Source organism: uncultured Polaribacter sp. (assembly GCF_947500975.1).
Lineage (GTDB): Bacteria > Bacteroidota > Bacteroidia > Flavobacteriales > Flavobacteriaceae > Polaribacter.
The window spans coordinates 64070-86978 of sequence record NZ_CANMUE010000006.1; the positions used below are offsets into that span (position 1 = coordinate 64070).

Annotated in this window: 14 protein-coding genes; 11 read left to right on the top strand and 3 right to left on the bottom strand. The window is 29.6% G+C overall.

The window, feature by feature from the left end:
* The first annotated feature begins 117 nt into the window (after positions 1-117).
* The 5 genes from Q0733_RS08145 to Q0733_RS08165 all read left to right on the top strand — a co-directional run bounded on the left by Q0733_RS08145 (position 118) and on the right by Q0733_RS08165 (position 12741).
* Positions 118-5661: an MG2 domain-containing protein gene (locus Q0733_RS08145; protein ID WP_298781134.1), complete on the top strand. Its 5544-nt coding sequence runs from the start codon at positions 118-120 to the stop codon at positions 5659-5661.
* A gap of 90 nt (positions 5662-5751) precedes the next feature.
* Positions 5752-8100 carry a penicillin-binding protein 1C gene (gene pbpC, locus Q0733_RS08150; protein WP_298781136.1) on the top strand — a complete coding sequence of 783 codons (2349 nt, stop codon included), beginning with the start codon at positions 5752-5754 and terminating at the stop codon, positions 8098-8100.
* 255 nt (positions 8101-8355) lie between these two features.
* A complete protein-coding gene (locus Q0733_RS08155; RefSeq protein WP_298781139.1) occupies positions 8356-9198 on the top strand; it encodes an MBL fold metallo-hydrolase in 843 nt (280 codons plus the stop codon).
* Positions 9199-9211: 13 nt separating this feature from the next.
* Positions 9212-10852 (top strand): S8 family peptidase, encoded by a 1641-nt coding sequence (locus Q0733_RS08160; RefSeq protein ID WP_298781142.1) that lies wholly within the window; start codon positions 9212-9214, stop codon positions 10850-10852.
* Positions 10853-10899: 47 nt separating this feature from the next.
* A complete protein-coding gene (locus Q0733_RS08165) occupies positions 10900-12741 on the top strand; it encodes a M1 family metallopeptidase (protein ID WP_298781145.1) in 1842 nt (613 codons plus the stop codon).
* A gap of 58 nt (positions 12742-12799) precedes the next feature.
* On the opposite strand, the gene Q0733_RS08170 is transcribed toward Q0733_RS08165, so the two are convergent.
* The 3 genes from Q0733_RS08170 to Q0733_RS08180 form a co-directional block, all read right to left on the bottom strand.
* The gene (locus Q0733_RS08170; protein ID WP_298781147.1) at positions 12800-13468 is read right to left on the bottom strand and encodes a LysE family transporter; all 669 of its coding nucleotides are present in this window, start codon (positions 13466-13468) and stop codon (positions 12800-12802) included.
* Between the two features lie 90 nt (positions 13469-13558).
* On the bottom strand, positions 13559-14605 hold the full coding sequence (locus Q0733_RS08175) for a ferredoxin--NADP reductase (RefSeq protein WP_298781150.1): 1047 nt from the start codon (positions 14603-14605) through the stop codon (positions 13559-13561).
* A 10-nt stretch (positions 14606-14615) separates the two neighbouring features.
* A complete protein-coding gene (locus tag Q0733_RS08180) occupies positions 14616-15605 on the bottom strand; it encodes an aspartate-semialdehyde dehydrogenase (RefSeq protein ID WP_298781153.1) in 990 nt (329 codons plus the stop codon).
* 455 nt (positions 15606-16060) lie between these two features.
* Between Q0733_RS08180 and Q0733_RS08185 the strand changes: the two genes are divergently transcribed.
* The 6 genes from Q0733_RS08185 to Q0733_RS08210 all read left to right on the top strand — a co-directional run bounded on the left by Q0733_RS08185 (position 16061) and on the right by Q0733_RS08210 (position 22907).
* A complete protein-coding gene (locus Q0733_RS08185) occupies positions 16061-17092 on the top strand; it encodes a rhodanese-related sulfurtransferase (protein WP_298781155.1) in 1032 nt (343 codons plus the stop codon).
* Between the two features lie 312 nt (positions 17093-17404).
* The gene (locus Q0733_RS08190; RefSeq protein WP_298781158.1) at positions 17405-18763 is read left to right on the top strand and encodes a regulatory iron-sulfur-containing complex subunit RicT; all 1359 of its coding nucleotides are present in this window, start codon (positions 17405-17407) and stop codon (positions 18761-18763) included.
* Positions 18738-19238 (top strand): gliding motility lipoprotein GldH, encoded by a 501-nt coding sequence (locus Q0733_RS08195; RefSeq protein WP_298781160.1) that lies wholly within the window; start codon positions 18738-18740, stop codon positions 19236-19238. The genes Q0733_RS08190 and Q0733_RS08195 overlap by 26 nt, the downstream gene beginning before the upstream one ends.
* Before the next feature lies 1 nt (position 19239).
* The gene (locus Q0733_RS08200) at positions 19240-21522 is read left to right on the top strand and encodes a transglycosylase domain-containing protein (protein WP_298781163.1); all 2283 of its coding nucleotides are present in this window, start codon (positions 19240-19242) and stop codon (positions 21520-21522) included.
* A gap of 27 nt (positions 21523-21549) precedes the next feature.
* Entirely contained in the window at positions 21550-22251 is a 702-nt protein-coding gene (locus Q0733_RS08205) for a CoA transferase subunit A (protein WP_298781165.1), read from the top strand.
* 2 nt (positions 22252-22253) lie between these two features.
* Entirely contained in the window at positions 22254-22907 is a 654-nt protein-coding gene (locus tag Q0733_RS08210) for a 3-oxoacid CoA-transferase subunit B (RefSeq protein ID WP_298781167.1), read from the top strand.
* The last annotated feature ends 2 nt before the right edge of the window (positions 22908-22909 follow it).

The window sequence follows — 22909 nt, forward strand, 5'->3', positions numbered from 1 at the left end:
GAGAATAAATTTTTCTTGATTATATCGAATTCTAAATAAAGAGTTTCGAATTCTAATTTGTTATAAATAAATATATTAAAATGCTTAAATTTGAGTTGTGCATATAAAACCACAGTTATGAAAACAAAAAAATTACTTTCAATTTTCGCTCTTTTTTTATTGATTTTTTCTTGTAAAAAAGAAGTAATTAAAACTGATAATATTTATCAATATAAAGAGTATGTGAGTTATACAACTTCAGGCGAAGTCTCAACATCAGCAAATATAAATGTAAATTTAGCTAAAGATGTAGAGGGTTGGGTAGATTCTCAAGAAATTTCAAATGAAATAATTTCGGTAAAACCTTTTATTAATGGAAAAGTTAAAACCATAAATAAACATGCGTTTATGTTTATTCCTGATGAAAAACTAGATGTTAATACAGAATATACCGTTACTTTAAAACTGAGTAAAATTTATAAAAATGTTGATGAAGGCTTTAAAGATTATACGTTTCAGTTTAAAACCATTACCCCAAATTTTAACATTCAAACAAAATCACTACAATCTTACGCTACACCGTATCAATATTTAGAAGGAACCTTAAATTCAGCAGATATAATTCCATTAGATGAAGCTAAAAAAATAGTTAAAGCTTCTCAAAATAACACTCAAAAAAATATAGTTTGGAATGAATCTTATAAAAATGGAAAATTTTTTGAGTTTAAAATTGATAGTATTCAGCGTTTTATAGAGGATTCTCAATTAAAAATTAGTTGGAATGGAAAATCAATTAAATCTGATATTCAAGGGGAAAGTGAAATTTTAATTCCTGGGAAGAATAATTTTAAAGTTATAGATATTAAAGTAATAAACAATAATGAACAATATATTTCAATTAATTTTTCAGATGCTTTAAAAAAACAACAAAATTTTGATGGTTTAATTGCTGTTCAAAATGTAAAAAAACCACGTTTTATTGTTAATGGAAATCAATTAAAAGTATTTTCTAACACAAAGTTTCAAGGAAGTGCAAAAGTTTCTGTTTTTCAAGGAATTAAAAATTTAGATGATTATAAACTTAAAAAGCCGTTTAATGAAATTATTACTTTTGAGCAGAAAAAACCAGAGATTAGAGCTATAAATAGTGGAACAATTTTACCAAATTCAAAAGATTTAAAATTTAATTTTGAAGCCATAAACGTAAAAGAAGTTGATGTAAGAATCATTAAGATTTATGAAGAAAACGTATTACAGTTTTTACAAGAAAATAACATTAATAGTAATAATCAATACAGAATAAAAAGAGTTGGTAGAAGGGTTGCAAAAGAAACAATTACATTAATTGATGATGAAGTACAAAACACCCAAAAGTGGAAAGCTTATAGTGTAGATATTTCTAAAATGATTGTTGCAGAACCTGGGGCAATTTATAGAATTGAGCTGAGTTTTAACAAAAATCAAATTTTTTATAATTGTTCAGAAAACACGTCATCAACCAATAATTTAAATGATTTTGAAAATGAATATGATAATTTAAGTGAGATTGCAGATGAAGAAAAAAGAGAAGAATTGTATTGGGATAATAAATTGTATAGCTATAGGAACAGATATTATAACTGGAAAGAAAGAAAAAATCCTTGTAATGATGCTTACTATGACGATAATAAGGTAATCGCTCAAAATTTACTTGCTTCAAACTTAGGTATTACTGTTAAAAAAGGAACAAATGATGAGTACTTTTTTGCCGTAAATAATATTTTAAATACAAATCCTGAAGTTGGAGCAGTAGTAAAACTATTCAATTTTCAGCAACAAGAAATTGCATCAAGTAAAACAGATTCTGAAGGATTTGTGACTATTAAAACACCTAAAAATGCAACATTTGCTATTGTTTCAAAAGGAGAAAATAAAGGCTATGTAAGATTGTTAGATGGTAATTCTTTGTCATTGAGCAAGTTTAATGTTTCTGGGAACAAAACTCAAGAAGGTTTAAAAGGATATATTTATGGCGAACGTGGGGTTTGGAGACCAGGAGATAAAATTCACTTAACTTTTTTATTGAATGATGCTGATAATAAATTGCCAAAAAATCATCCAGTAAAATTAGAAGTTACAGATCCGCATGGTAAATTAATATTTAAAAAAGTAACTACAGAACACCTTAATAATTTCTATAGATTTACGGTTACAACTTCTCAAGAAGCCAAGACAGGAAATTATGCAGCAAAAATTTCTGTAGGTGGTGCAAAATTTTATAAAAATCTAAAAGTTGAAACTATAAAACCAAATCGTTTAAAAATTAAAGTTGATTTTGACGAGGAAATTTTATCGAATAGAAAACCAATTAATGGTACTTTAGATGTAAAATGGTTGCATGGCACGCCTGCAAAAAACTTAAAAGCAGAAATAAAAGCAAAAATTTCAACTACAAAATACAGTTTTAAAAACTATAAAGAGTATGCTTTTTCAGATCCTTCAAAATCTTTTTCTACAGAAGAAATAAATGTATTTAAAGGGTTGTTAGATGCTAATGGAAATGCAAAAATTAACAGTAAATTAAAAGTTGATAATAATGCGCCAGGTATGTTAAATGTTCAGTTTTTAGTAAGAGCATTTGAAAATGGTGGTGAATTTTCTATAGATGCTTTTACAAAAAAATATGCTCCTTATCCTTCTTTTGTTGGGTTAAAATCTCCTAAAGGAAATAGATATGGTTCTTTTTTTACGGATGAAAATCAAACCTTTTCTATTGTTTCTGTTGATGAAAAAGGAAACCCAGTTCAAAGAGATGAAATAGAAGTTGAAGTTTATCAAATAAAATGGCGTTGGTGGTGGAGCTCATCACACGATAATTTATCAAAATATACTTCTAGCAGTTATCATAAACCATACAGAACTATAAAAACTTCAACTAATGCTAAAGGAGAAGGAGTGTTTAATTTAAACATACCTGAAAGAGATAGAGGGCGTTTTTTAATAAGAGTAATTGATAAAAAAAGTGGTCATGCAACAGGAAAAGTTGCTTATTTCTACAAAAATTGGTGGCAAAATTCAACTTCTGGAGATAAAGAAGCTGCAAAAATGTTAGTTTTTTCTGCCGATAAAGAAACTTATAATGTTGGTGAAACTGCAAAAATCACTTTTCCTTCCGGATCAAAAGGAAGAGCATTAATCAGTATAGAAAATGGGACAAAAGTATTAGAAACAAAATGGGTAAAAACTCAAAAAGGAACTACTACTGTTGAGGTTCCTATCAACAAAAATATGGCTCCAAATGTGTTTATAAATATTTCTTTGTTGCAGCCACATCAAGTTACAGAAAATAATTTACCCTTAAGGTTATATGGAGTTATTCCTATTTTAGTAGAAGATGCTGCATCAAAGTTAGAGCCGCAAATTTTAATGCCAGCGGAGTTACAACCAGAAAAAGAATTTACGGTAAAAGTATCTGAAAAAAATAACAAATCGATGACCTATACTTTGGCTGTTGTAGAAGAAGGATTGTTAGATTTAACAAGGTTTAAAACACCTAATGCTTTCGATGTTTTTTATGCTAAAGAAGCTTTAGGTGTAAAAACTTGGGATATTTTTGATCATGTAATTGGAGCGTATTCTGGAAGTGTAGATCAAGTTTTTGCAATTGGTGGAGATGCAAGTTTAACAAAAGGAAAAAATAAAAAAGCGAACAGATTTAAACCTGTTGTTAAATATTTAGGACCTTTTTATTTAGAGAAGAAAACTACAAATTCGCATAAAATTAAGTTGCCAAATTATATTGGTTCTGTTAGAACAATGGTGGTAGCTGGTGATGTAAAAAATGAAGCTTTTGGTAATATAGAAAAAGCGGTTCCTGTTAAAAAACCATTAATGGTATTGGCTACTTTGCCAAGAAAATTATCACCAAAAGAAAAAGTAACATTGCCTGTTTCTGTTTTTTCGATGGATAAAAAAGTAAAAAATGTTACTGTTGAGGTAAAAACTTCTAACGGAATTTTAGTTATTGGTAACAAAACTCAAAACATCAATTTTGAAAAGCCAGATGAAAAAATGGTGTATTTTGAGTTGAATGTCTTAAAAGCTAATGGTATTAATTCTGTAGAAATTATTGCAACTGGAGCAGGAGAGAAATCTACATATAAAGTAGATTTAGATGTTGTAAATCCAAATCCAATAACTTCAAAAATTATTGATAAAACAATTGAAGGAAAGCAAAGTCAAACAATTAGTTTTGAAACTTTTGGAGTAGAAGGTTCTAATACCGCAATTTTAGAGTTGTCTACAATTCCGTCAATAAATTTTTCTGGAAGATTGGAGTATTTAATTCAATATCCTCACGGTTGTGTAGAGCAAACTACATCTAGCGTTTTTCCTCAATTATTTTTGAATGATATTTTCGATTTAACATCGGATAAAAAACAAGAAATTCAAAGAAATATAGAAGATGGAATTAAACGTTTGGGTAATTTTCAAAAAGCAAATGGAGGTTTAAGTTATTGGGCAGGAGAAAATTATGTGAGTGATTGGGGTACTTCTTACGCAGGTCATTTTATGTTAGAAGCAGAAAAAAAAGGATTTGTTTTGCCTCTTACTTTTAAAAGTAATTTTATCAAATATCAAAAAGATATTGCAAGAAATTGGCGACAAAATTACAATGGTTACACATCAGATTTAGAACAGGCTTACAGGTTGTATACACTGGCTTTGGCGGGTAATCCGGATTTATCAGCCATGAATAGGTTGCGTGAATTTAAAAAGATTTCTAACCAAGCAAAATGGAGATTAGCTGCAACATATGCGATGGTGGGGCAAAAAGAAGCTAGTGAAGAAATTATTAAAAAAGCACATTTAAATTTCTCTAGATATAATCATTACAATTATGGTTCTACAATAAGAAACAAAGCAATGGCTTTAGAAACCATGTTGTTAACCAATAATAAAGAGATTAAAAATGTTGCAAAATCAATAGCAAAAGAATTGTCTAGTAATAATTGGATGAGCACTCAATCTACAGCTTATAGTTTGTTAGCAATTGGAAAAATGGTTGTAAAAAATGGAGGAAAATCTATGGATGTAAATTATACAATTAATCATAAAACTGAAGGTATAAAAACCAATAGTTCGTTTGTGCAGAGAACAATTGCTGTAAATGATGGACTAAATGCAATTGAGATTAATAATGAAGAAAGCAATATAGTTTTTGCAAGAATTATAAATTCTGGAAAGTTGCCATTAGGTGATGAAATTTCTGAAAAAAGAGGTTTTAATGCTTCTGTTGATTATACAGATTTAAAAGGAAAATCAATCAATATTAATAATTTAAAACAAGGTCAAGATTTTGTAGCAAAAATTACTGTGAGTAACCAAAAAAATGAAACAGTAAAAGATATTGCTTTAACACAAATTTTTCCTTCAGGATGGGAAATTGTAAACACACGTTTTACCGATTTTGGAACAACTACAAAAAGCAAAGCACGTTACACAGATATTAGAGACGATCGTGTTAATTTCTATTTTGATTTGAATAGACATTCAAAAAAATCTGAAACAAAAACGTTTACAGTTTTGCTAAATGCAGCTTATTTAGGGGAATATTATTTGCCTGGAATTCAAGTAGAAGCCATGTATGATAATGATTATTTTGTGAGAACTAAAGGGAATTGGGTAAACATAATTAAGTAAAATAATGTCATTGCGAGTTTACGTAGCAATCTCTTAGTTAAAATTGCAGTTTGCTTCGTAAACTCTTATTGATAAAAGTTAAAACAAAAATTGAAAATAATAAATTACATAAAACGTCATAAAATTAAAACAATATTCGTTTTTGTTTTGTTGATTTTTTATGCGTTCTGTTTGCCTAAAAATTTATTCACAAAACCAACATCTACAGTAATTACCAGTAATAACGATCAATTATTAGGCGCTTTAATTGCTGAAGATGGTCAATGGAGGTTTCCGCATAATAATTTAGTACCAGAGAAATTTAAAACTTGTTTAATTCAGTTTGAAGACGAATATTTTTATAGACATCCAGGATTTAATCCAATCTCAATTCTAAATGCAATAAAACAAAATTTTAAAGCAGGAAAAGTAGTTAGAGGTGGAAGTACAATTACCCAACAAGTAATAAGGTTATCTAGAAACGACAGACCAAGAACTTATTTTGAAAAGTTAAAAGAATTAATTTTAGCAACTCGTTTAGAATTTAGAACAAGCAAAGAAAATATTTTAGCTTTATGGAGTTCAAATGCTCCTTTTGGAGGAAATGTTGTGAGTTTAGATGCTGCTTCTTGGCGATATTTTAAAAGAAAATCGTCAGATTTATCTTGGGCAGAATCTGCAACTTTAGCGGTTTTACCAAATGCACCTAACTTGATTTATCCTGGGAAAAATCAACAAAAATTATTAGCAAAAAGAAATCGATTGTTAAAAAAACTACTCACAAAAAAAGTGATAGATTCTTTAACATATGAGTTGTCTATTTTAGAAGAAGTGCCGAATAAACCATATGCCTTACCTCAAACTTCACCTCATTTATTACAAAAAATTCACAAAGAAAAAAAAGGAGAATATGTAAAAACAACTATTGATAAAAGATTACAAAAATCTTCTAATCAAATTGTTAGTAATCATTATAATCAATTAAAAGAAAATGAAATTCACAATGTTGCGGTTTTAATTTTAGATGTAAAAACGAAACAAGTTTTGAGTTATGTTGGTAACTCTCCAACTACAAAAAAACATCAAAAAGATGTAGATATTATAGATAAACCAAGAAGTACAGGTAGTATTTTAAAGCCATTTTTATATGCTGCAATGTTAGATAATGGAGAGTTGTTGCCTGAAACTTTAGTGGCAGATGTGCCAACAAATCTTGGAAGCTATCAGCCAGAAAATTTTGATAAAAAATATGCAGGAGCAATATCTGCAAAATTGGCTTTGTCAAAGTCTTTAAATGTACCAACTGTAAGAATGTTACAAGAATTTGGTTTAGAAAAATTTTATCATTATTTACAAAAACTACAATTAAAAGATATTAAAAAGAGTGCTGGTCATTATGGTTTAACGTTGGCTTTAGGTGGGGCAGAAAGCAGCTTATGGGATTTATGTAAAAGCTATGCAGCACTTTCATCTACCGTAAATAATTATACAGAAAACTCAAGTAGATATTTTAAAAATGAGTTTGCTGAACTGAGTTTTTACGCGGATCAAAAACTTGATTTAGGAGAAAAGTCTTCAGAAAAAATAATTTTTGATGCGGCGTCAATCTATTTAACTTTTGAAAGTTTAAAAGATGTAAATAGACCAAATGCTGATGAAAATTGGGAGTTTTTTGATTCGTCAAAACAAATTGCTTGGAAAACAGGAACCAGTTTTGGTTTTAGAGATGCTTGGGCAATTGGCACAACCAAAGATTATGTGGTTGGAGTTTGGGTTGGGAATGCAGATGGAGAGGGAAGACCAGGTTTGGTAGGTGTGCAAACAGCTGCGCCTATTTTATTTGATATTTTTGATAAATTACCAAAATCAGATTGGTTTGAAAAACCTTTTGATGAAATGACGCAAGTAGAAATTTGTACTAAAAGCGGTTTTAGAGCAACTGAAATTTGCGAAGAAAAAAAAAATGAATACATTCAAAATGCTGGGTTAAAAACAAAACCTTGTCCTTTTCATATTTTAATAAATGTAGATGCATCAGAAAATTATCAAGTAAATACTTCTTGTGAGGATTTTGAGAATATTAAACAGAAATCTTGGTTTGTTTTACCACCTTTAATGGAATATTATTACAAGGATAAAAACCCGTTTTATAAAAGTTTACCTAAGTTTAGATATGATTGTTTGGGTGAAGTTAAAAATGCAATGAAATTTTTATATCCTACAGAAAAAAGCGCCATTTTTTTACCCAAAGATTTTGATGGGAAAAAGAATGAGCTCATTTTAAAAGTGGCACATTCTAACAAAGAAGTAAGTTTGTTTTGGTCAATAAACAATACTTTTTTAGGAACTACAAAGGGGCTACATGAGTTTGCAATAAAACCGACCTTAGGAAAGTATATAATTACAGTTACAGATAGTTTTGGTAAAGAAATTCATCAAGAAATAGAAATAAAAGAATAATATATGCATCTTTTCTTCGGAGAACTAATTCCATTTTATCTAAAAAATTAAAGCAAATTATTCTTCATTTTTATTAATAATAAAAGACTTTTTTAAATGCGTGCTTTGTGTAAATCTTTAGACTTTTCTTAACATAAAAATGTCTTTTTTTCTTCATATTTGTCAGCTGTAAAATCCATTTTTGTAGTTTGATGATATTTTAAGTCGTTAAATGATTATTTTTATGAATAATTTTTAATGATTTTAATTTTTAAGATGAAGATATATCCCATAGAAACAGGTAATTTTAAATTAGACGGAGGTGCAATGTTTGGTGTTGTACCAAAAACTATTTGGCAAAAAACCAATCCTGCAGATGTTAATAATTTAATTGATATGAGCATGCGTTGTATGCTTATTGAAGATGGTAGTCGTTTAATTTTAATTGATACTGGTTTAGGAAATAAACAATCAGATAAATTTTTTGGTTATTATTATTTGTTTGGAAATTTCTCTTTAGATTCTTCCTTAAAAAAACATGGTTTTCATAGAGATGATATTACTGATGTTTTTTTAACACATTTACATTTTGATCATTGTGGAGGTGTTATACAAAGAAATGCAGATGGTTTGTTAATTCCTGCTTTTAAAAATGCCAAAGTTTGGTCTAATGACAATCACTGGAAATGGGCAACAGAACCAAATCCAAGAGAAAAAGCATCGTTTTTAAAAGAAAATATCAATCCTATAAAAGAAAATGGACAGTTGAATTTTATTCACAGAAATGCCAAAGATCTAATTGGCTTTGATGTGCTTTTTATGGATGGGCACACAGAAAAACAAATGCTACCAAAAATTACTTATCAAGATAAAACCATCGTTTTTATGGCAGATTTATTGCCAACAATTGGGCATATACCTTTGCCTTATGTTATGGGTTATGATACAAGACCTTTGCTAACCATTAAAGAAAAAGCAGCGTTTTTAAATGAAGCTGCCAACAATAATTATTACTTGTTTTTAGAGCATGATGCGTACAATGAAATTTGTACTGTAAAACATACAGAAAAAGGAGTTAGATTAAAACAAACACATAAATTTACAGAAATATTTAATTAAGATAAAAGATATTATGAGAGTTATAAAACCAGTTTTTTATACAGTAATTGCAGCTATTTCACTAGCAAGTTGTAAATCAATTAGTTCAATTCCAGTACCAAAAAGTACAGATACTGTTGTGAATGTAGTTGCAAAAAAAGCACGATTAACCGATGAAGAAAATAAGTTTTGGGGTCATGCAGATTTAGCAACAGACTCTATACCAGGTATGAGTGTAGAAAAAGCTTACAAGTTTTTAGAAGGTAAAACAAGTACAGAAGTTATTGTGGGTGTTGTAGATTCTGGAACAGATTTAACGCATGAAGATTTAAAAGATGTTGCTTGGGTTAATAAAAAGGAAATTGCTGGTAATGGAATTGATGACGATAAGAATGGTTATACTGATGATATAAACGGGTGGAACTTTTTAGGAAGTATTTATAAAGAAAACTCTGAGTTGAATAGAATTGTTGCAAATCCTTCGATAACAAATGAAGAGGAAGCTAAAGCAGCAAAAGAAGCTTATGATAAAAAAGTTGATGAAGCAAAAAACACCAAATTAAGGTATGAGCAAATTTTACAAAGTGTTACAAATGCAGATGAAGCTATTTCAAAAGAATTAAAAAAGACGGATTATACTACAGAAGAGCTTTTAGCTATTGAAACAGAAGATGCTTCTTTGCAAAGAAACCTAGATATGGCAAAACAAATGTTTGCCTTTGGATTACCATCTTTAAAAGCAGCCAAAAAAGAACTTACAAAGTTAGTTACAGATGCGGCTAATTTATTAAATGGAGAAGCTTTAAAGAAAGATTATAGAAGTGTGCTTGGAGATGACCCAAATACAATGGATGTAAAGGTTTATGGAGATAATAAATCAGGTCATTCAATAAAAGACGAAGCTCATGGAACTCATGTTTCTGGTATTATTGCTGCAACAAGAAACAATGAAAAAGGTATGAACGGAGTTGCAAATAATGTAAAAATAATGGCAATCAGAGCAGTTCCTGATGGAGATGAATATGATAAAGATGTTGCTTTAGGAATACGTTATGCAGTAGATAATGGTGCAAAAGTGATTAATACAAGTTTTGGAAAAGGATATTCTCCTAAAAAAGAATGGGTGTATGAAGCAATAAAATATGCTGCTTCTAAAGATGTTTTAATTGTTAATGCTGCCGGAAATGATGGAAAAAATATTGATATAGAAAAAACGTTTCCAAATGATTCTAAAGATTTAAGAACAGAGATCTCTGATAATGTTTTAACAATCGGAGCAATAAGTTCTAATTATAATGAAAATTTACCAGCGTCGTTTTCTAATTACGGAAAAATAAATGTAGATATTTTTGCGCCAGGAGTTCAAATATATTCTACAACTCCAGAAAACGAATATAATAGTTTTAGCGGTACTTCTATGGCAGCACCTTCTACAGCAGGTGTTGCAGCTTTAATACGTTCTTATTATCCAAAATTAAGCGCAACTCAAGTAAAGTATATTATTATGAATTCGGGTACATTTATTAATTTTAAAGTATTAAAACCAGGATCTAAATCTAGAACAAATCCTGCAGGAGAAATGGTTCCTTTTTCTGAATTATCTGTTACTGGTAGAGTAGTAAATGCTTACAATGCTATTAAAATGGCAGACCAAATGATAAAAGGAAAAAAATAACTTAAAAAAAGTTGAGTATATTTAACGAAAATAATAAATCAATAAAGATGAGAAAATTACTTTTTTTAGGGTTATCATTAGTAATGATGGTGTCTTGTGCGCAAACTAAAGGTACAATTCAAGATGTAAAAGCAACAACAACTAACAATGGTTATTGGCAGCAACATGTAGATTATACTATGGATATTGATATGAATGTAAATAATTATCAATATAAAGGAAAACAAAAATTAGTTTACACAAATAATTCGCCTGATGAATTAAGTAAAGTATTTTATCATTTATATTTTAATGCTTTTCAACCAGGTTCTCAAATGGATGCTCGTTCTTTAAATATTAAAGACCCAAGTGCTAAAATTGGAGATAGAATAGGAAAATTAAATCCAGATGAAATAGGTTATATAAAGGTAAGTTTATTAAAACAAAATGGTGTTGCTGTTGCATTTGAAACAGTAGGTACAATTTTAGAAGTTACTTTAAATGCTCCAATTAAATCTGGAGAAAGTGTAACTTTTGATATGGATTTTGATGCTCAAGTTCCTGTTCAAATTCGTAGATCTGGTAGAAATAGTAAAGAAAATGTTGCTTTATCTATGTCTCAATGGTATCCTAAAATGGCAGAATATGATTTTGAAGGATGGCATACGCCACCATATATTGCTAGAGAATTTCATGGTGTTTGGGGAGATTTTGATGTAACCATTCATATCGATAAAAATTACACAGTTGGTGGTACAGGATATTTACAAAATCCGCAAGAAATTGGTCATGGCTATGAAGATAAAACTAAGCCTTTAAATGTACCAAAAACAGCTAAATTATCTTGGCATTTTAAAGCCCCAAATGTACACGATTTTACTTGGGCTGCTGATAGTGAGTATAATCATGATATTTTAAAAATGGAAAATGGTATTGATTTACATTTTTTATATAAGAAAACTTTAGATGAAAAATTTTTAAAAAATTGGAAAGACTTACAGCCAAAAACAGCAGAGTTAATGACCTATTTTTCTGAAAATGTTGGTCAATATCCATACAAACAATATTCAGTTATACAAGGTGGAGATGGCGGTATGGAATATGCAATGTCTACTCTAATTACGGGTCAAAGAAGTTTTGGGAGTTTATTTGGTGTTACAGCTCATGAAATGGCACATACTTGGTTTCAGTTTTTATTAGCATCAAATGAAAGCTTACATCCTTGGATGGATGAAGGTTTTACTTCTTATATGTCAGGAAAAGCATCACATAAAATTTTGAAAAAAGGTGATGGAAACCCAAATACTGGTCCTTATAGAGGATATAATTATGTTATCAAAAATAATATAGAAGAACCTTTAACAACCCACGCAGATAGATATAATTTAAATACAGCTTATAGTGTTGCAAGTTATGTTAAGGGAAGTATATTTTTATCGCAATTAGAGTATATTATTGGTGCTGAAAATACTGCAAAAGGAATTAAAAAATACTTTACAGATTTTAGTTTTAAGCACCCAACGCCAAATGATATAAAACGTTCTATGGAAAAAGTTTCGGGTATTCATTTAGATTGGTATTTAAATGAATGGACGCAAACAACACATACTATAGATTATGGTATAAAATCTGTTGATGGAAAAACAATTACTTTAGAAAGAATTGGTAAAATGCCAATGCCTATAGATTTAGAAGTTGTGTATACAGATGGAAGTACAGAAAACTTCAACATTCCTTTAAGAATGATGAGAGGAGCAAAGCCAACATCAGCAACTATTATTGAAGATTGGGGTTGGGCAATGCCAACGTATTCTTTTACTGTTGGTAAAGGTGTAAAATCTGTTAGTATTGATAAAAGTTTGTTAATGGCAGATATAAATTTAGAAAATAATTCTTTTGAAGTAAAATAATTATTTAAGTAAAAATATAATTTTTAAAAAAGGTGAAGTTGAAAAAATTTCGCCTTTTTTAATGAATCAAATCATTTATTTTTTCATTAGGTATAAAACCTTTTAGCATTAAAATAACACCAAAAACAATTAAAATAATACCCATAATTTTTTTAATTCTATAAATTACAGCAGGTGTCATTTTATTTTTTAATTGTTTTGCTAAAAATATTTTACCTAAATCAGTAACAAAATAGCCCAAAATTATTACAGCAAAATACCAAAATATGGCAGTTTGATTCATTTTTAAACTAGGAGCAATTACCAAAACGGTACCAAGCCAAAAAGCTAAAACACCAATATTTATAAAGTTTAAGAAGTATCCTTTAAAAAATAATTTTAAGTAGTTGTTTTTTATAATTGGTACTTCAATAGTTTTTGCAGTATTTAAACTTTCTTTTTTGTTTTCTTTGTCAAAATAAGTGATTAAGCCATAAATAATCATTACTAAACCGCCAATAAAAAATAATCTAGGATCGTCTTTTATTTTTTCTAACAAAGATCTACTTCCGTAATAAGCAATTAAAATAAAGGAAATATCACCTAAAATTACACCTAAATCAAATGCAATTGCAGCTCTAGCACCTTTTAAAATACTGGTTTGAATCAGCATAAAAAATACAGGGCCAAGCATAAAAGCCATAAAAAAACCAATAAGAAAGGCGTTTTTAAAATCGTAAATATCCATTTAGTAAAATTAGGGATAATATTTTTGATTTAGAATTCGGTTTTACGCAAACAAACGAAACAATTATATTTTTAAATTATAAAAGAAATTTTAAACGTCATCAAAATCAATGGTAATTTTTGGTGTGGTAGGGTGTGCCTGACATGTTAAAATAAAACCGTCGGCTATTTCTCCTTCTGTTAAAATAGAATTTTTAACCATTACGGCTTTTCCTTCAGTAACTTTTCCTAAACAAGAACTACAAACTCCACCTTGGCATGAATAAGGTGCGTCTATATCATTACGTAAACTTGCTGCTAAAATATCATCAGTTTGAGACATAACAAATGTAGAAGTTTCATCATCTAATAAAACAGTTATTTCTGTGGTTCCTTCTTTAATTTCTGATTTTGCTTCTTCATCTACTGAACTTGTAAATAGCTCAAAATGAATATTTTCTTTCGGAATTTTATTACTTTCTAAAGATTTAGAAACTTCTTTAATCATTTCTTCTGGACCACATAAAAAAGCGGTATCAAAAGAAGTTTCTTTGTACATATTTTTTACAAAGTAATTGGTAACATTTTGGTCTATTCTACCTCTTAATTGATTTTTAACCTCTTCTCTACTAAAGATATAGTGTAGTTTAAATCTATCTGAAAACAATTCTTTTAAAGAATTTAATTCGCTATAAAAAATAGTGTCAGCAACAGTTTTATTTCCGAAAATTAAAGTAAAATTAGAAGTTGTTTCAGTTTCTAAAACCGATTTCATCATCGATAATATTGGTGTAATTCCGGAGCCAGCAGCAAAACCAATGTAATTTTTGTTGGGTTCAGAATTTAATAAAAATCGTCCTTCAGGTGCAGAAACTTCAATTTCATCACCAGTTTTTAAATCAGAAGTTGCAAAAACAGAAAATAGTCCATTTTCAACAGCTTTTATAGCTACTCTAATTTCTCCACTTTTAGGAGTTGAACAAATAGAATATGCTCTTCTAATTTCTTCGCCATTAATTACTTTTTGTAAAGTAATATATTGACCAGCTGTAAAATTAAAATCAGCTTTTAAATTTTGAGGTATGTCTAATAAAACAGAAACCGCGGTTGCGGTTTCTTGTTTAACTTCTTGTATGTTTACTTTGTGAAATGTTGCCATTAAATATGTTTTACACCAAATTATTTTCTACTAAATATTCGGCTATTTGAACTGTATTTGTTGCAGCACCTTTTCTTAGGTTATCTGAAACAATCCACAAATTTAAGGTATTTTCTTGAGATTCATCTCTTCTAATTCTTCCAACAAAAACTTCATCTTTATTATGAGCATTTATTGGCATTGGATATATGTTATTTGCCAAGTCATCTTGTACAATTACCCCAGGAGTTTCGCTTAAAAGTGTGCGAACTTCAGTAACATCAAAATCATTTTCAAACTGAACATTTACAGCTTCAGAATGTCCACCAGCAGTAGGAATTCTAACAGCAGTTGCAGTTACAGAAAAAGACTCGTCTCTTAAAATTTTCTTAGGTTCTTTTACCAATTTCATTTCTTCTTTTGTGTAACCATTTTCTAAAAAAATATCACAATGAGGTAATGCATTTCTTCCTATTTTATGCGGATATGCCATTTCGCCTTCAATACCAGCTTCTTCATTATCTAATTGTTGTACAGCTTTTACACCCGTACCAGAAACAGATTGATAAGTAGAAATAACTACACGTTTCATATTATATTTTGTATGCAAAGGGGCTAAAGCCATTACTAACTGAATTGTAGAGCAGTTAGGGTTTGCTATAATTTTATCATCAGCAGTTAAAACATCACCATTAATTTCTGGAACAACCAATTTTTTAGTAGGATCCATTCTCCAAGCAGAAGAATTGTCAATTACTGTTGTGCCATTTTCTGCAAATTTTGGAGCCCATTCTAAAGAAGTATCTCCACCAGCAGAAAACAATGCAATATCAGCATTCATTTTTACAGCATCTTCTAAAGTTACTACTGTATATTCGTTTCCTTTGTAGGTTAGTTTTTTTCCAGCAGATCTTGCAGATGCCACAGGAATTAATTCCGTTATTGGTAAATTACGTTCTTCTAAAACTTTCAACATTACTGTTCCAACCATTCCAGTTGCGCCAACTACAGCTACTTTCATTATTTTTTATTTTAGTGTTCTAAATGAATTGCAAAGATGCTAACAAATTTGAAATCCACCATTATTTTCATCAAAATTTACGAATATAAATGGTAATGTTTAAAATTAAACAAAATGATATAAAATTATTTTTTAGAAGCAATTTCCAGCTTTCCATTGTATCTTTTTATTTTTGTTATTGCTAAAGTTATTGTTTTGTAAATTGAGGTAACCTTTTAATTAAAAACAGATTGCTTCGTTCCTCGCAAGGTCTTTTATTTATCAACAAAATAAAAAGGATGCCATTTCAATCTGGGCTAAACCTGTTTATTGGCATAAGTTATTATTAGTTGTTAAGCAATTTTTTAATTAAGAAATAGATTGCTTTGTTATTCTTCTTCTTAATAACTAGTTTTAATGGAAATGTTGTAATTTTGTGGTCATTAAAATAATCGTTTAACCTAAATTAGTATAGCATGCAACTGTACAATAAGTTAAGCGCTCTAGAACGCGCTAAATTAATTGATGAAGCTGGTAAAGACCGACTCACAATATCATTCTATCAATATCATAAGATAGAAAATCCACAATTATTAAGAGATAAGTTATTCTTAGAATGGAATGCTTTAGATGTCTTAGGAAGAATTTATGTTTCTTACGAAGGTATAAATGCACAACTATCCGTTCCTTCAGAAAATTTTTATGCTTTAAAAGATCAATTAGATAGTATTTCTTTTTTAGAAAATATTCGTTTAAATGTAGCTGTTGAGCATGATAATAAATCGTTTTTAAAACTAAAAGTAAAGGTTAGAAACAAAATTGTGGCTGATGGTTTAAACGATGAAACTTTTGATGTAACAAACAAAGGTGTGCATTTAAATGCGAAGGAGTTTAATGAAATGTTAGCAAATCCTAATACAGTTTGTGTAGATATGCGTAATCATTACGAAAGCGAAATTGGTCATTTTGATGGGGCTATAACACCAGATGTTGATACATTTAGAGATTCTTTAGATATTATTGAAGAAGATTTAAAAGATAATAAAGAAGATAAAAATTTACTGATGTATTGCACAGGAGGTATTCGTTGTGAAAAAGCTTCTGCATATTATAAACACAAAGGTTTTAAAAATGTTTTTCAGCTAGAAGGCGGAATTATAGAATATACCCGTCAAGTAAAATCAGAAGGAATAGAAAATAAGTTTATTGGTAAAAACTTTGTATTTGATCATAGAAGAGCAGAAAAAATTACTGATGATGTAATTTCTAATTGTCATCAATGTGGAAAACCTTGTAATGTACATACAAATTGCGCTAACGAAGCTTGTCATTTATTATTTATTCAATGTGATGAATGTTCAGAAAAGATGGAAAATACATGTTCAAATGATTGTCAAGAAATAATTCAATTATCATTTGAGGAGCAAAAAGAACTTAGAAAAGGGAAGGGAAATAGCAATAAAATCTTTAAAAAAGGAAGAAGTGAGGTTTTGAAGTTTAAGAAGTAAAATTATTTTATATAAAATGAAAATAGGCCTTTAAAAAAGGTCTTTTTTTTGTTAAAAAAATAATTTTAAGCAAATTCTAATTCAATCTACACGAATTCTAAAATAAATAAAAAATAAGTAAACATTCAAACTACATTTGATACATGCTTAAATAAAAAATAAGTTATGTTAACTTTTAATCACCTATTTTTTCATTCTTGAAGAATGCGTATATTTACGAATTAGTCTTTATCAAATTGATATTTTGTATCAGTCTGATAATCAATTTATGAACTTAAAAAGCGTAGGCTTTTATAAAATATATTTACAAACATGGCATGTGGAAGTTGTGGTACAACAGAAAATGGTGTACCTAGAGGTTGTAAAAGTAATGGTAATTGTGGGTCTGGAACCTGTGGAAGTGGGAGTAAATTAGCCGTTTTTGACTGGTTGTCTAACATGACATTACCTAGTGGAGAAGAACGTTTTAATATTTATGAAGTCCGTTTTAAAAACGGAAGAAAACATTTTTTTAAAAATACAGAAAATTTACCCATTTCTATGGGAGATATAATTGCTGTAGAAGGTTCTCCCGGGCATGATATTGGTACAGTTTCTTTAGCTGGAGAATTGGTAAAAGTGCAAATGAAAAAGCGAAAAATTACTGAAGATCATGAAGATGTTAAGAAAATTTACAGAAAAGCAAGTCAAAGAGATATTGATGTTTGGCAAGCTGCTAGAGCCAAAGAAGAAGAAACTCAAAGAAAAGGAAGAGAAATTCTTGGACGTTTAGGATTACAAATGAAGCTTTCTGATGTGGAATATCAAGGAGATGGAAATAAGGCAACTTTTTATTACACAGCAGAATCTAGAGTAGATTTTAGACAATTAATTAGAGATTTAGCTGGTGCATTTTCTATAAGAGTAGAAATGAAACAAGTTGGTGCAAGACAAGAAGCAGCTAGATTGGGCGGAATTGGTTCTTGTGGTAGAGAATTGTGTTGTTCAACTTGGTTAACAGATTTTAGAAAAGTATCAACTTCTGCTGCTCGTTATCAGCAATTATCATTAAACCCTTTAAAATTAGCAGGGCAATGTGGTAAACTTAAATGTTGTTTAAATTTTGAATTAGATACCTATTTAGATGCTTTAAAAGATTTTCCAAAACAAGATTTGGTTTTAAAAACAGAAAAAGGTGATGCTGTTTTTGTAAAAATGGATATTTTTAAAAATCATTTATGGTATACTTATAGTGCAGAGCGTTTTAAATGGTTTAGGTTAACATTAGAGCAGGTTCAAGAAATTATTGAATTGAATAAAAATAACGAAAAATCTATTTCGTTAGAAGAATATGAATCTGAAATTGAAACTCCTGTAAAAGTGAATTTTGAAGATGCAGTTGGCCAAGATAGTTTAACACGATTTGATGCTCCAAAAACAAGTAAACGAAAAAGAAATAATAGGAATAGAAATAAAAGGAAAAAACCAGTTGCAGCAAATGCAAATCAACCAAATGCAAACGGACAAAAACTGCAACAAAAAAGAAAGCCTAAACCCAAACCAAAGGCAAGACCAAAGAACAACCAGAATCAGCCAAAAGCTCAAGTAAAAGAAGGTTCGGCTCCAAGAAAAAACAACAGAAATAGAAGAAATAATAAGCCTAAAAATGGAAATAATACTCAAGAAAAATAAAGTTTTTTGTGGCTTACTACTTTTTTTATTCTTAGTTTCTTGCAACTCAAAAACTATTTTTTCTGAGTTTAAAACAATGCCAGGTACTTCATGGAAAGCAAACGATAAAGTTTCTTTTGAGTTTGAAGTACAGGATACAATTTCCCCAAAAAATTTATTTATCAATATTAGAAATAACAATAACTATCCATACAGTAATTTATATTTAATTACCGAATTAAATTTTGCAAACGGAACTAAAGTTATTGATACATTACAGTATGAAATGACCGATAATTTAGGTAATTTTTTAGGTAGTGGTTTTGCTGAAATAAAAGAAAATAAATTATTTTATAAAGAAAATAAAATATTTTCGGTACCAGGCAAACATGTTTTTAGTGTGCGCCAAGCAATGAGAAAAAACGGTGAAATACATCCCATTGAGTTTTTAGAAGGAATTCAAGATGTAGGTTTTAGTATAGAAAAGACAAAATAAAATGGCAAAAAAAGAAACAACAAATTTTAAAAAATATCTAAAATGGTTTTGGGGACTAGTTTTAGGCGGATTCTCAATAATCTTATCTTTATTTTTATTAACTTCTTGGGGAGTTTTTGGAGATTTACCAACTTTTGATGAGTTAGAAAATCCTCAAACAAATTTAGCTACAGAGGTAATTTCTTCTGATGGAAAAACAATTGGAAAATACGCTACCGAAAACCGAACTCCTATTAAATTTAAAGAGCTACCAGATAATTTAGTAAAAGCTTTGGTGGCAACAGAAGATGAACGTTTTTACGAACATTCTGGAATTGATTTTAGAGGAACAGCAAGAGCAATTGTTAAATTAGGTTCTGGTGGTGGAGCAAGTACAATTACGCAGCAATTAGCAAAAAATTTATTTACTAAAAGAGCGTCTAGAAATATTTTTAAAAGAATAGGCCAAAAAATGAAAGAGTGGGTTGTTGCTATTAAATTAGAAAGACAATATACTAAGCAAGAGATTATTGCTATGTATTTAAATACTCAAGGGTTTTTATATAATGCATCAGGTATTCGTTCTGCCGCAAGAATCTATTTTGGTAAAGAAGCCAAAGAGTTAGATTTACAAGAATCTGCCATTATTGTTGCAATGTTAAAAAATCCAAGACAGTATAATCCTCATAGAAAAATATCTAAAAAGAAATCATTAGGAAGAAGAAATGTTGTTTTTTCTCAAATGGAAAAAAATGGCTTTTTAACAAGACAAGAAAAAGACTCTTTGCAAAAGTTGCCACTAAAAATAAATTACACACCAGAAAGTCATAGTGATGGTTCTGCAACTTACTTTAGAGCACATCTTCAAAAAGTTATGCGCAAATGGGTACAAAATAACCCAAAACCAAATGGTGAAGAATATGATATTTTTAAAGACGGATTAAAAATATTTGTTACTATAGATTCTAGAATGCAAAAATATGCTGAGGAAGCTGTAAAAGAACACATGTCTAATTTACAATCATACTTTTTTAAAGAACAAAAAAAGAATAAAACAGCTCCTTTTTATGATATTGATAAAGACGATATCGCAAAAATTCTTGATCGTGGAAAAAGAAATTCTGAAAGATATAAACGATTAAAAAAGGTTGGAAAATCAACCAAAGAAATTGATGAAATCTTTAAAAAGAAAACAGCAATGAAAGTGTTTTCTTGGAAAGGGGATATTGATACAATTATGTCTCCAAACGATTCTATCAAATACTATAAATACTTTTTACGCTCCGGGTTATTATCTATAGAACCACAAACAGGGCACATAAAAGCTTGGGTTGGTGGTATTGATAATAAACATTTTAAATACGATGCTGTTGCCCAACAAAAAAGACAAGTAGGTTCTACATTTAAACCATTTGTATATGCTACTGCTATTAATCAATTAAGCATGTCTCCTTGTGATGAATTACCAAATATTCGATATACAATTCCTAAAGGAAAATATGGTATTCCTAAAGATTGGACTCCAGATAATTCTAATAACCAATATGGTGGAATGCTAACTTTAAAAGATGGATTAGCTGGTTCTGTAAATACAATATCGGCAAATTTGATTGATAAAGTTGCTCCAGAAAATGTAGTACGTTTGGCTAAAGCAGCAGGTATAGAAACGGAGATTAAAGCAAATCCTTCAATTGCATTAGGAGCAGTAGATTTATCGTTATTAGAAATGGTAAGTGCATATAGTACTTTTGCTAATAAAGGTTTAAGAGTTAGCCCAATGATTATTACAAGAATTGAAGATAAAAACGGAACCGTTTTAAGAGACTTTACACCTGAAACACAAGAGGTTTTAAGTGAAGAATCTGCTTATGTTATTTTAGATTTATTAAAAGGTGTTACTCAGTCTGGTTCAGGAATTAGATTGCGATCTACTTATACTTCTGGAGGAAAGGCTATTACCGGTTTTCCTTATTTATTTTCTAATGATATTGCTGGTAAAACGGGTACAACTCAAAATCAATCTGACGGTTGGTTTATGGGAATTGTGCCTAATTTAGCAACTGGAGTTTGGACAGGTGGTGAAGATAGAGCTACTCATTTTGCAGGAATAACTAAAGGGCAAGGTGCAACAATGTCTTTACCTTCTTGGGCTCTTTTTATGCGAAAATGTTATGAAGATAAAACACTTAAAATAAGTAAAGAACCTTTTGAGAGACCACGAAATTTATCCATAAAAATTAATTGTGCAAAAGAGTCTGATGATGATATAGATGACGAAAACCCTGATAGTGATACTGATTTTTAATAATTTATTTTTAAAAATAATATTCTTATGATTAACAAAAAAGTAGATACAATTGAAGAGGCCTTAAAAGGGGTAAAAAGTGGAATGACCTTAATGCTAGGTGGTTTTGGGTTATGTGGAATTCCTGAAAATGCAATTGCAGAATTGGTAAAACTAAATGTTAGAGACGTAACTTGTATTTCAAATAATGCAGGTGTAGACGATTTTGGCTTAGGTTTGTTATTGCAAGGAAAGCAAATTAAAAAAATGATTTCTTCTTACGTTGGTGAAAATGATGAGTTTGAACGTCAAATGCTATCAGGAGAATTAGAAGTTGAGTTAACACCGCAAGGTACTTTAGCAGAAAAATGTAGAGCGGCTCAAGCAGGGTTTCCTGCATTTTATACACCTGCAGGATATGGAACTGAAGTTGCTGAAGGAAAAGAAACTAGAGAGTTTGATGGTAAAATGTATGTATTAGAACCTGCTTTTAAAGCCGATTTTGCTTTTGTTAAAGCTTGGAAAGGTGATGCTGCAGGAAATTTAATATTTAAAGGAACATCAAGAAATTTTAATCCTAATATGTGTGGAGCAGCAACAATTACAGTTGCAGAAGTGGAAGAATTAGTCCCTGTTGGAGCCTTAGACCCTAATAATATTCATATTCCTGGAATATTTGTTCAACGTATTTTTCAAGGAGAAAATTACGAGAAAAGAATTGAGCAACGAACAGTAAGACAAAAAAGCTAGTTATGTTAGATAAAAACGGAATAGCGAAAAGAATCGCACAAGAAGTTCAAGACGGATTTTATGTAAACTTAGGTATTGGAATTCCAACCTTAGTTGCAAATTATGTTAGAAATGATATTGAAGTTGAATTCCAAAGTGAAAACGGAGTTTTAGGAATGGGGCCTTTTCCTTTTGATGGAGAAGAAGATGCAGATATTATAAATGCAGGTAAGCAAACCATTACAACAATGCCAGGAGCAAGTTTTTTTGATTCATCTATGAGTTTTTCTATGATTCGAGGTAAACATGTAGATTTAACAATTTTAGGAGCCATGGAAGTTGCTGAAAACGGAGATATTGCTAACTGGAAAATTCCTGGAAAAATGGTAAAAGGAATGGGTGGGGCAATGGATTTAGTAGCTTCTGCAGAAAATATAATTGTAGCCATGATGCATACTAATAAAAGAGGAGAATCAAAAATACTAAAAAAATGTTCTTTGCCTTTAACGGGTGTTGGTTGTGTAACAAAAGTGGTAACAAATTTAGCTGTTTTAGAAGTAAAAAATAATAAATTTCATCTGTTAGAAAGGGCACCGGGAGTTTCTGTAGAAGATATTAAAAATGCTACAGATGGTACTTTGGTTGTAAATGGAGAAATACCAGAAATGAATATTTAAGC